At 70.9% G+C, this 10804-nt stretch carries 8 protein-coding genes and 1 pseudogene; 6 read left to right on the forward strand and 3 right to left on the reverse strand.

Features of this window, described 5'->3' with window-relative positions; genetic code table 11:
- A complete protein-coding gene (locus ABZ396_RS27475) occupies nt 1–2817 on the forward strand; it encodes an NHLP bacteriocin export ABC transporter permease/ATPase subunit (RefSeq protein ID WP_359186202.1) in 2817 nt (938 codons plus the stop codon).
- Between the two features lie 4 nt (nt 2818–2821).
- On the opposite strand, the gene ABZ396_RS27480 is transcribed toward ABZ396_RS27475, so the two are convergent.
- Nucleotides 2822–3352, reverse strand: a complete 531-nt coding sequence (locus tag ABZ396_RS27480) for an SRPBCC family protein (protein ID WP_358923931.1) — start codon at nt 3350–3352, stop codon at nt 2822–2824.
- A 6-nt stretch (nt 3353–3358) separates the two neighbouring features.
- Complete coding sequence (locus ABZ396_RS27485) at nt 3359–3700, reverse strand: metalloregulator ArsR/SmtB family transcription factor (protein ID WP_358923932.1); 342 nt, start codon at nt 3698–3700, stop codon at nt 3359–3361.
- 342 nt (nt 3701–4042) lie between these two features.
- Here ABZ396_RS27485 and ABZ396_RS27490 point away from each other — a divergent pair.
- Together ABZ396_RS27490 and ABZ396_RS27495 are read left to right on the forward strand one after the other, a co-directional pair.
- Nucleotides 4043–5547, forward strand: a pseudogene (locus ABZ396_RS27490) (MFS transporter).
- Nucleotides 5548–5825: 278 nt separating this feature from the next.
- The gene (locus ABZ396_RS27495; protein WP_358923934.1) at nt 5826–6371 is read left to right on the forward strand and encodes an STAS domain-containing protein; all 546 of its coding nucleotides are present in this window, start codon (nt 5826–5828) and stop codon (nt 6369–6371) included.
- On the opposite strand, the gene ABZ396_RS27500 is transcribed toward ABZ396_RS27495, so the two are convergent.
- Nucleotides 6344–6766 (reverse strand): protease inhibitor, encoded by a 423-nt coding sequence (locus ABZ396_RS27500; RefSeq protein WP_358923936.1) that lies wholly within the window; start codon nt 6764–6766, stop codon nt 6344–6346. The two genes, ABZ396_RS27495 and ABZ396_RS27500, sit on opposite strands and share 28 nt — an antisense overlap.
- 324 nt (nt 6767–7090) lie before the next feature.
- On the opposite strand from ABZ396_RS27500, the gene ABZ396_RS27505 reads away from it, so the two are divergent.
- The 3 genes from ABZ396_RS27505 (at nt 7091) to ABZ396_RS27515 (ending at nt 10704) form a co-directional block, all read left to right on the forward strand.
- Nucleotides 7091–7621: a hypothetical protein gene (locus ABZ396_RS27505; protein ID WP_358923938.1), complete on the forward strand. Its 531-nt coding sequence runs from the start codon at nt 7091–7093 to the stop codon at nt 7619–7621.
- A gap of 205 nt (nt 7622–7826) precedes the next feature.
- Nucleotides 7827–9419, forward strand: coding sequence for a cytosine permease (locus ABZ396_RS27510; RefSeq protein WP_358923940.1), 1593 nt, complete (start codon nt 7827–7829; stop codon nt 9417–9419).
- 85 nt (nt 9420–9504) lie between these two features.
- Nucleotides 9505–10704: a lactate 2-monooxygenase gene (locus ABZ396_RS27515; protein WP_358923942.1), complete on the forward strand. Its 1200-nt coding sequence runs from the start codon at nt 9505–9507 to the stop codon at nt 10702–10704.
- Nucleotides 10705–10804 lie beyond the last annotated feature (100 nt).

A 10804-nucleotide genomic window follows, 5' to 3' on the forward strand; every position in this document is an offset into this window, starting at 1 on the left:
ATGACGACCGTAGAGGAAGGCGACCTCGTTCTCGGCGCGCTCGGCTCGCTGGGCGCCCGGATCGACTGCACCGGCTTCAACCGCCTGGACCTAGAAGGGCCGCAGGTGCTGTGGCTGGTGGTGTCCGGCGCCCTGGACCTGTTCGCGGTGGACGCCGAACAGCAGGGTCACTGGCACCACCTGGGACGGCTGGAGGCGGGCGCTCTCCTGCTCGGTCCGGTCGCCGGACCCCAGCACACCCTGGTGGCCCGCCCGCTCCGCGACTGCGTGGTCCACCGCATCGGCCTGCGCGAGCTCTACCAGCCCGCCAGCACCCAGACGTGGTCCTACGACGAGTACGGCAACCCGCAGTACGTGCCGCCGACCACGAGCCCCCTGGAGTACGCCCTCGCGCTCGGCGTCGGCCGCGGCCTGTCGATCCTCTTCCAGGCGCCGATGACCGCCAGCGAGCGGGCCGCGGCCCCCACCGACGACGACGTCTTCTGGATGCAGGTGCCGCCGGGCAGCGTCCAGTACGGCTCGCTGTACGGCGCGGAGGCGGCCGCCGATCTGCTGATGGACCCCGCCCTGTGGCAGACCATGGTCGACCAGCAGTACCGGCTGCTCACCACGCTGGACCGGTGGATCGAACAGCTGGAGCGCACCCACGAGACCCGCACCGCGGCCGGTATCAAGGCCGGTGAGGCGGTCCGTGCCCAGGCCGACCGCACGCTGCTCGCCTCCATCGGCAAGGCGGCCAAGCGTACGACTGCCGCCGATGCCGACGCCTCCTACGCGGCCTGCAAACTGGTCGCCCAGGCGGCCGGCATCACCCTGGCCGAGCCCGCGCAGAGCGGCACCGAGAGCGACCGTATCGACCCGATCGAACGGGTGGCCCTCGCGTCCCGGGTGCGTGTCCGGGCGGTACGTCTCGACGGCCGCTGGTGGCGGGACAACGTGGGACCTCTCATCGGACACCGTGCCCTGTCCGGCGCTCCGGTCGCGCTGCTGTGGCGGCGCGGCGGCTATGTCGCCGTCCATCCGGCGACCGGCCGGGAGACGCCGATCGAGAAGGCGAACGCGGAGGAGTTCGAGCCGCGCGCGGTGATGTTCTACCGTCCGCTGCCCGACAAGGCGCCCAGCCTGCTCGGCCTGCTCCGGTTCAGCCTGCGCGGTACGCGCGGCGACCTCGGCAACCTGCTGCTTGCCGGACTGGTGACCGTCGCGATCGGCGCCCTGGTGCCGATCGCGACCGGCAAGGTGCTGGGCGAGTACGTGCCGAAGGCCCAGACGAACCTGATCGTGCAGGTCTGCCTGGCGGTGATGGTCAGCGCGGTGGTGTCGTCCGCGTTCACGCTCCTGGAGAACCTCACCATCCTCCGCCTGGAGGGCCGTATCGAGGCGACCCTCCAGCCGGCCGTCTGGGACCGGCTGCTGAGGCTGCCGACGAAGTTCTTCACCCAGCGCTCGACCGGGGAGCTGGCGAGCGCGGCCATGGGCATCAGCGCGATCCGCCGGCTGCTGGCGGGCGTCGGCCCGGTGGTAGCGCAGTCGGTGACCGTCGGGGCGATGAACCTGGGCCTGCTGTTCTGGTACAGCGTCCCGATGGCGCTGGCGGCCCTTGCCATGCTCGTCGTCATCGGCGCCCTCTTCCTGGGGCTCGGGCTGTGGCAGGTGCGCTGGCAGCGCCGGCTGGTGGTGCTCGGCAACAAGCTGAACAACCAGGCCTTCCAGACCCTGCGGGGTCTGCCCAAGCTGCGGGTGGCGGCGGCCGAGAACTACGCCTACGCGGCCTGGGCGGGCGAGTTCGCCCGCAGCCGTGAGCTCCAGCAGAAGGTGGGCCGGATCAAGAACCTCACCACGGTGCTGGGTTCGGTCTATCTCCCGGTCTGCACCCTGCTGATGTTCATGCTGCTGGCCGGCCCGGCGAAGGGCGCCATGGACGCGGCGGCCTTCCTCACCTTCAACACGTCGGTGACGATGCTGCTCACCTCGGTCACCCAGCTGACCGGTTCCTTCGTGTCGGCGGTGGCCGCACTCCCGTTGTTCGAGGAGATCAAGCCGGTCCTGGAGGCCGCCCCCGAGGTGCGCACCGCCAGCACCCGCCCCGGCCCGCTGTCCGGCGGTATCGAGGCCCGCCGTCTCTCCTTCCGGTACGCGGACGACGGCCCCCTCGTCCTCGACGACGTCTCCTTCCAGGTGCGGCCAGGCGAGTTCGTGGCGATCGTCGGCCCCAGCGGCTGCGGCAAGTCGACGCTGCTGCGGCTGCTGATCGGCTTCGACAAGCCGGTCTCGGGGAGCGTGCTGTACGACGGCCAGGACCTGGGCGCGCTCGACCAGTCGGCCGTGCGCCGGCAGTGCGGGGTGGTGCTCCAGCACGCGCAGCCGTTCACCGGCTCGATCCTGGACGTCATCTGCGGCACCGAGCCGTACACCCCCGAGGAGGCGATGGCGGCGGCCGAGATGGCGGGCCTCGCCGAGGACATCAAGCGGATGCCGATGGGGCTGCACACGATCGTCGCCGGGAGCGGCGCCATCTCGGGCGGTCAGCGGCAGCGGCTGATGATCGCCCAGGCGCTGATCCGGCGGCCCCGCATCCTGTTCTTCGACGAGGCCACCAGCGCCCTGGACAACGACACCCAGCGCACGGTCATCGAGAGCACCCGCAAGCTGAACGCCACCCGGATCGTCATCGCCCACCGGCTGTCGACCGTCATGGACGCCGACCGTGTCGTAGTGATGGAGGACGGCAAGGTCGCCCAGCAGGGCCCGCCTGCCCAGTTGCTCGCCGACACCGGCGGGCGGCTGCACGAGCTGGTGCGGCGGCAGCTGGCGTGAACGGTCAGACGTCGAGGCCGGGGACGGGCGCGCCGGAGGGGATTCCGGCGCCCAGGTAAGCGTCGTAGAACTGCCGCCAGTCGGCGGCCTCCTCGGAATGCGGACCCGCGTGTCGCTCGCCACCGGCCAGGGCGTCGAGGGCGAGCAGGCACACCTCCCAGCCGGCGCCGTTGCGGGCAGCCGTGTTCTCCTCCGCGAGCACCTGGGTCAGGGTGAAGCGGGTGCGCTTCTCATCCAGCGCTTCGAGGTCGAAATGCACTTCGTCGCCGCCCCAGGTGAAGGAGAGGTGCCGTGGCTCGTCGACGGCGAGCACCGTGCCCGTCGCGTCCGCCTGGCGTGGGTCGCCGCTGAACGTGACGGTACCGCCGTCCCGCAACTCGATATCGAGGCGCGACGGAAACCAGTGCGCCGACTCGTCCGGGTCGGTCGCGAACTGCCAGACGCGCTCGACAGGGTGGTCGTAGGTACGGCTGAAGCGGACGGCGGAACGGCCGTCGTCGAGGGTGAGATAGGTGCCGGTGAGTTCGGCGGTCATGGCAGATCAGTCCTTGGAAGAGGGTTCCTGCGGGGTGTCCGACGTCTCGTCCAGGCGGTGCTCCAGTGCGTCCAGGCTGGTGTTCCACAGCTTGCGGTACGGAGCGAGCCAGGCGTCGAGTTCGGCGATCGGCGCGGGGTCCAGCATGTAGACGCGGCGCTGCGCGTCCTGCCGTACCCGGACCAGGCCCGCCTCGCGCAGCACCTTGAGGTGCTTCGAGGTACTCGGCTGGCTCAGTCCGCATGCGTCCACGATCTCGCCGACCGGCCTCGGGCGCGTCAGGAGGAGGCCGACCATGGCCCGTCGGTGGGGGTCGGCGAGGGCGGTCCAGAGGGTATCGGCGGACATGAGACCAACATGCCCGCGAGGTTATATTCCCGTCAAGGCATACAAGGCTCGGTTCACCGCGGGAGCAACAGCGTGGCCAACGCCCTTACCGCCGCCGCGAAAGGGCCGGACGACGCAGGTACTCCGCCTGGATCCGCGCCCCCGCCTGCACCACTGATCATCAGTAGCGCCGGACCGGCGCCGCGCACCTCGTAATAGAGCTCCCCTGCGAAACGTTGCCGTTTCGCTGGAAGTGGTCTACGCTCAATGTGTACGAAACCGTTTCGTTCGCGGACTCGTAAGCCCGTCGCGCCGAAGCGGCCTCTCGAAAATCCCGAACGACTTCCCTGGAGTGGTTCCCCCATGTCTGAGAAGACTCTGACCGACGACGTCCGCGTCGGTGCCGCGGAGGCACCGCCGGCCGCCGCCTCATCCAAGCGGTGGTGGATCCTCGCGGTCATCGCCGTCGCCCAGCTGATGGTGGTACTGGACGCCACCATCGTGAACATCGCCCTGCCGTCGGCCCAGGCGGACCTCGGCTTCTCCGACGGCAACCGGCAGTGGATCGTCACCGCGTACGCCCTCGCCTTCGCGTCCCTGTTGCTGCTCGGCGGACGCATCGCCGACCTGTTCGGCCGTAAGACCGCCTTTCTCGTAGGAGTCGTCGGCTTCGCCGCCGTGTCGGCGCTGGGCGGTGCGGCGAACGGCTTCGGAATGCTGGTCACCGCGCGCGCCCTGCAGGGTGCCTTCGGCGCGCTGCTCGCACCGGCCGCGCTCTCCCTCCTCAACACCACGTTCACCGACGCCCGCGAGCGTGCCAGGGCGTTCAGTGTCTACGGCGCCATCGCGGGTGCCGGCGGTGCGGTGGGTCTGCTGCTCGGCGGTGTCCTGACCGACGCGTTCGACTGGCGCTGGACCCTGTATGTGAACGTCGCGATCGCCGTCGTCGCCTTCGCGGGCGGTATGGCGCTGCTGCACAACCACCGCGACGCCGGCAACTCCAAGCTGGACGTACCCGGCACGGTCCTCGTGGCCGGCGGCCTCTTCTCACTGGTCTACGGCTTCTCCAACGCCGAGACGCACGACTGGGGTTCGCCGCTGACCTGGGGCTTCCTGATCGCGGGCGGTGCACTGCTGGCGGCCTTCGCCTGGTGGCAGACCAAGACGGCGCACCCGCTGCTGCCGCTGAGCATCCTGCTGGACCGCAACCGGGGCGCCTCCTTCCTGGCCGTGCTGATCTCCGCCGGTGGCATGTTCGGTGTGTTCCTCTTCCTCACCTACTACCTGCAGCTGAACCTGGGCTTCAGCCCGACGAAGACCGGTCTGGCGTTCCTGCCGATGGTCGGTGCCCTGATGGTCGCCGCTCAGGTCGGCACCACGGTCCTGCTGCCGCGGACAGGCCCGAAGGTGCTCGTCCCGCTGGGCTTCGCGATCGCCGCGGCCGGCATGGCCTGGCTGACCGGAATCGGCATGGGTTCCAGCTACGTGAGCGCGGTGCTGCCGCAGCTGATCGTGACCGGCTTCGGCCTCGGCCTGGTCATGCCGGCGACCATGCAGCTGGCCACGGGCGGGGTGACGGCCGACGAGGCGGGTGTCGCCTCCGCGACGGTCAACGCCATGCAGCAGGTGGGCGGTTCGATCGGTACGGCGCTGCTCAACACCCTCGCGGCGGGCGCGGCGACGGACTATCTGGCCGGGCGGAACGCGACCAGCAAGCTGGTGCAGGCCCAGGCGACGATCGAGAGCTACACGACCGCGTTCTGTGGTCGGCCGGCATGTTCGCGGCGGGTGCGGTGATCGCCTTCCTGCTGTTCCGTCGGGGGGTGCCGCAGCAGGACGCGGATGCGGCGCCGGTCGTTCATATGTGAGGTGACCGTCGGAGAGCCGCCGAAGACCGAGGGGTCGCCGTCAGCAGGGAGACGGCGGCCCCTCGCCGTTGCCGTCCGCGGGCCGGTACGAGTCGAGCGCGCAGATCCCTCAGGCCCCCACAGGGCGTCTCAAGTCACCCCTTGAGGGGAGTTCACCGAGCCGAGTGAGCCTGATCTTGCGCCGCCCGCATCAGGGATGGCAGGCGCTCCCGGCGGGTAACAACCGGGCCCGTACGTGCCCCGTGCCAGGGCTGGTGCCGCAACAGGCACTAGCAGAGATGACGCCGGAAGCCGTGGAACCCGGGCTGCCCGCCGCCAACTCCTGGGCGCGGACCCGCCGGTGCGGGGCGTATCTCGTGGTCGAGGTCTTCGGTGAGGTGGACGTCGCCACCGAGGAGCTGGTCGCCGGGCATCTGCTCGCCGCGACCACCGGATCCGAGCCCGACCTGCTCGTCGATCTGCGCGCGCTCGACTTCCTCGACCGTTCGGGGCTGCGGGTGCTGTGCCGGGCCGATGCGCGGGCCAAGGAGCGGGGCGGCCGGCTGCGGCTGGTGTGCGAAGGCCCCCGGATTCCGCGGCTGCTCAGGGCCTCGGGCCTGCTGGGTCGTTTTCCGCCGCTCCCCGGCTTACCCCCGGGACGGGAGCGCCGGGGAGCGGCGGTGATGCCGGGGGCGGCGGGCGGCCCCACTCCGCCCGTCCGACCCCCGGCGCGAGATCGCCGGTTCCTCGCTCCAGTGGCCGCACTCCCCACTTGCGGACCTGTTCCGGCAGTCACGAGGACCGTGCGATCCCGGGCTCAGAAGGCGAAGACGCTGACCCCGTAGGCGTCCCTCATGCACTGGTTGCCGAAGGTGCGCTCGTAGGAGACGCGCTTGCCCTGCCAGACGCCCTCGACCGTGACCACGACGGGATCGTAGAGCCTGGTGCACCACACATCGGTTCTGGGCGCCAGGGCCTCGAAGTCGCCGCCGGCGGCGCGCAGTTCGGCGCAGGCCTGGGCGGCGGCCGGGTGGGTACCGGAGGCGGCCGGGGCGCAGTTCAGGGTGACGGCGCGCTCGGGCGTGGCGGTGGCCGCGTCAGTGCCGTGGCCGGTGGTGAGCACCAGGGCCGACGGGGCGTAGAGCGAGCTCGGGGCGGCGAGGGCTGCCCCGGTCAGAGGGCCGCAGACGGCGGCGGCCGTGAGACCGAGGGTCGCTGCCCAGCGCGCGGTGGTTCGCATTGTGTGCATCCTTCCGCTTGATTCGACGGGTGCCGCCCACGGCCCGGTGGGTGCCGGGAGCGGCGGGCGCCACTCTGCCGACTCCGCCGCCGAAACACACATCGAACCCACGGGTTTCAGTAACATTGCGTATTGAATCAGTGGCGTGAAGTGACGGAAATCGAACGCGCTGACCGTGCAACCGAGCGGTTCCTGATCGCGCGAAACGGCCGGATGGCCGGATCCCCTCGCCTGGTTAATCGTCCTGAAACATTCCGCTTCCGCTGTCGGCGGACTTCTCGGCAAGCCCTTGCCTTTGTGCTGCACCGGAGTAATGGTCATTACATGATTACTCAAGAGGAACGAGAGAAGCTGCGCGGCTGGTTCGCCGGCCGTTTGCCCGACGACCTGTTCGAGGAGCTGGTCGAGGTGACGGTGGACCGCGAGGAGATCACCGTCGTGGGGCGCATCCCCGGACCCAAGCTGGCGGAGGGCGTCTCGGAAGCCGAGCGGGAAGCCGCCGTGGAGGGCCGGATCCAGGAGTTCCGGGAGCGCACCCGGGAGATCCGGATAGGTGTGGCCCAGGAGGCGGAGCACCAGTTCCGGCGCAAGGTGTCCTGGGGTGTGGAGTGCGACGGGCGGCGGGCGCTGTTCACACACGTGGCCGCGCCGGTGATGACCCGGCTGCGCCAGCCCGAGCGCCAGGTGCTGGACACGCTGATCGCCGGGGGTGTGGCACGCAGCCGCAGTGAGGCACTGGCCTGGTGCGTGCGGCTGGTTCAGAAGCACACCGACGACTGGCTGGCCGAACTGCGCGACTCGCTGGAGCATGTCGAACGGGTCCGGGCCCAGGGGCCGGACGCCGACCAGGACTGAGACCGCCGGGCCCTGGCCGAATCATCCACTGCGGCTGCGAAAGGTGGATGAATAGTCCTCTGGCCGCCGGCTTGACCCGGGCTCTAGCGTCGGCAGAACCCCCTGAGGACGGCCTCCGGTCCGCCGCACACCCCGCGACGCCGCCGGCCGTCCGCCCGCCCCCGCGCCGCCCCGCGCTCCGCCGCCGTCCCCCGCTGGAGCCCCCTTGTCCTCGCAGCACCACTCGCAGCCTGCCACGCCGTCCCTCACCGAAGTCGAGGCCCACGGTGTCGAGCGGATCCCCGACGCGGACCGCTCCGCGACCCCGCTCGACCTGTTCCGGCTCGCCTTCGGCGGTGCCAACACGTTCTCGACCTGTGTGCTCGGCGCGTTCCCGATCCTGTTCGGCCTGTCCTTCTGGCAGGGCCTCGCCGCCACGCTCCTCGGGGTGGTGACGGGCGCGCTGATCCTGTGCCCGATGGCGGTGTTCGGCCCGGTGAACGGCACCAACAACGCTGTCGCGTCCTCCGCGCACCTCGGTGTGCACGGCCGCGTGGTCGGCTCGTTCCTGTCCCTCCTCACGGCGATCGCGTTCTTCTCCATCTCGGTGTGGAGTTCCGGCGACGCCCTGGTCGGCGGCGCGCACCGGCTGTTCGGCCTGGAGCGCTCCACACCGGCGTACGTCGTCGCGTACGCGCTCTTCGCGGGGCTGGTCCTCGCGGTGTGCGTGTACGGCTTCCGGTTCATGCTGTTCGTCAACAAGGTCGCGGTGGCCACGGCGAGCGTGCTGTTCGTGCTCGGCGCGATCGCGTTCGCAGGGGACTTCGACCCGTCGTACGCCGGGGTGTTCACGGCCTCGGCGGACGCGGCGGCGCAGGCGTCCCCGTCGGCGTTCTGGCCGTCGTTCATCGGCGCGGCGCTGATCGTGCTGTCCAACCCGGTGTCGTTCGGGGCGTTCCTCGGCGACTGGTCCCGCTACATCCCGGCCGACGCGCCGCGCCGCCGGGTGGTCGCGGCCGCGTTCCTCTCGCAGATCGCCACGCTGCTGCCGTTCGTCTTCGGCCTGGCCACCGCCAGCATCATCGCCACGAAGGCACCCAAGTACGTCGACCCGGCGGCCCCGGACTTCGTCGGTGGTCTGCTCGCCATCTCCCCCGGCTGGTTCTTCCTGCCGGTCTGTCTGCTCGCCCTGATCGGCGGCATGTCGACCGGGACCACCTCGCTCTACGGCACGGGCCTGGACTTCTCCTCGGTCTTCCCGAGGCTGTCGCGCGTCCAGGCGACCGTGCTCGTCGGCGTGTTGTCCATCGCGTTCATCTTCATCGGCCGCTTCGGCCTGGACCTGGTGCAGTCGATCTCGACCTTCGCCACGATGATCATCACCTGCACCACTCCGTGGATGGTCGTGATGATGCTGGGCTTCTACACCCGGCGCGGCTGGTACGACCCGGACGCCCTGCAGGTCTTCAACCGCCGCCAGCGCGGGGGCCGTTACTGGTTCTCGCACGGCTGGAACTGGCGCGGGATGACGGCCTGGTGGGTATCGGCGGTGATCGGTGTGCTGTTCACCAACATCCCGGGGCAGTTCGTCGGCCCGCTGGGCGACCTCGCCAACGGGGTCGACATCAGCCTGCCCCTGTCCCTCGCGGTGGCCGCCGTACTGTTCCTGACGCTGCTGCGGCTGTTCCCGGAGCCGCGCGCGGCCTACGGCCCCGAGGGGCCCCGGCTGGCCCGGACCGTCGAGGTGCCGGTGCCGCCGATCACCGGTCCCGGCGCCGAACCGGACGCGGCCCAGCCTGCGGCGACCGCGGCGAGCTGACGCGGAGGACGGGGTGGGCCCCCGTACATACCGGCGGGTATGGTCACCCCTGCGCATACTCGACGTGGAGAGGCGGGGCGTACGGATGGCCAAGCACTGGGCTGACTTCCAGTACGAGATCTATCTCAACGGGATGACGGGCGCGGTGCCGCGGCTGCCCACCGATCTGACCCGCCTCGAGGAGCTGACCGAGCTGCGACTCGGGCCCGGCCCTGTCGGCTATGTGGCGGGCGGCGCCGGCGACGGCAGCACCATGCGCGCCAACCGGGCGGCCCTGGAGCGGCGCCGTATCGTCCCGCGCATGCTGCGCGACGTCGGCGAGCGGGATCTGTCGGTGCGGGTGCTGGGCCGCGCGCTGCCGGCCCCGCTGGCGCTGGCGCCCGTCGGCGTGCTGTCGATCATGCATCCGGACGCCGAGTCCGCGGCCGCCCGGGCCGCCGCCGCGCAGGGTGTGCCGTACATCCTGTCCTCGGCCTCCAGTACGCCGATGGAGCAGGTGGCGGAGGCGATGGGGGACGCCGAGCGGTGGTTCCAGCTCTACTGGGGCAAGGACCGCGAGGTGACGAGGAGTTTCCTCGCGCGGGCGGAGGCCGCCGGGTTCTCGGCGCTGGTCGTCACGCTCGACACACCCTTGCTGTCCTGGCGCCCGCGCGATCTCGACCAGGCCTATCTGCCGTTCCTGAACGGGGTGGGCACCGCCAACTACTTCACCGACCCGGCGTTCCGGGCGGGCCTTGCCAAGCCGGTGCAGGAGGACCCGAACGCGGCCGTGCTGCACTTCCTCGGTCTGTTCGGGAACCCGAGTCACACCTGGCCGGACCTGGCGTTCCTGCGGGAGCACTGGGACGGGCCGATCGTGCTCAAGGGCGTGCTGCACCCGGACGACGCGCGGCTCGCCGCCGACGCCGGGATGGACGGGGTCGTGGTGTCCAACCACGGCGGCCGGCAGGTGGCCGGTTCGGTCGGCGCGGCCGACGCGCTGCCGCGGGTCGCGGAGGCGGCGGGCGACCGGCTGACCGTGCTGTTCGACAGCGGGGTGCGCACCGGGGACGACCTGTTCAAGGCCCTCGCCCTCGGCGCGCGGGCGGTCCTGCTGGGCCGGCCGTACGTCTACGGACTGGGTCTGGACGGTCAGGCCGGTGTGGAACACGTGATCCGCTCGCTGCTCGCCGAGTTCGACCTCACCCTCGCCCTGTCCGGCCACTCCACCCCCGCCGCGATCACCGCGGCCGACCTGATCACACCACCGGCCCAGCACGCCCCTTTGAACGGCACATGGCCCTAGGGGGCGTCGTCTGGATCAGGCCGGCAGTGAGGAACAGTGCCTCTTGACCGAGCCGAGCGGGGTCTGGTGCGTGCAGCTGCAAGGCGGAGGAGGCGTGGAC

It is taken from the genome of Streptomyces sp. NPDC005866, from assembly GCF_040629895.1.
Classification (GTDB): domain Bacteria; phylum Actinomycetota; class Actinomycetes; order Streptomycetales; family Streptomycetaceae; genus Streptomyces.

What these genes read in the sequence shown, in the direction of transcription:
- ABZ396_RS27475 (WP_359186202.1), top strand. Translation starts at nt 1, where the DNA reads ATGACGACCGTAGAGGAAGGCGACCTCGTTCTCGGCGCGCTCGGCTCG.
- ABZ396_RS27480 (WP_358923931.1), bottom strand. Translation starts at nt 3,352, where the DNA reads ATGACCGCCGAACTCACCGGCACCTATCTCACCCTCGACGACGGCCGT.
- ABZ396_RS27485 (WP_358923932.1), bottom strand. Translation starts at nt 3,700, where the DNA reads ATGTCCGCCGATACCCTCTGGACCGCCCTCGCCGACCCCCACCGACGG.
- ABZ396_RS27495 (WP_358923934.1), top strand. Translation starts at nt 5,826, where the DNA reads ATGACGCCGGAAGCCGTGGAACCCGGGCTGCCCGCCGCCAACTCCTGG.
- ABZ396_RS27500 (WP_358923936.1), bottom strand. Translation starts at nt 6,766, where the DNA reads ATGCGAACCACCGCGCGCTGGGCAGCGACCCTCGGTCTCACGGCCGCC.
- ABZ396_RS27505 (WP_358923938.1), top strand. Translation starts at nt 7,091, where the DNA reads ATGATTACTCAAGAGGAACGAGAGAAGCTGCGCGGCTGGTTCGCCGGC.
- ABZ396_RS27515 (WP_358923942.1), top strand. Translation starts at nt 9,505, where the DNA reads ATGGCCAAGCACTGGGCTGACTTCCAGTACGAGATCTATCTCAACGGG.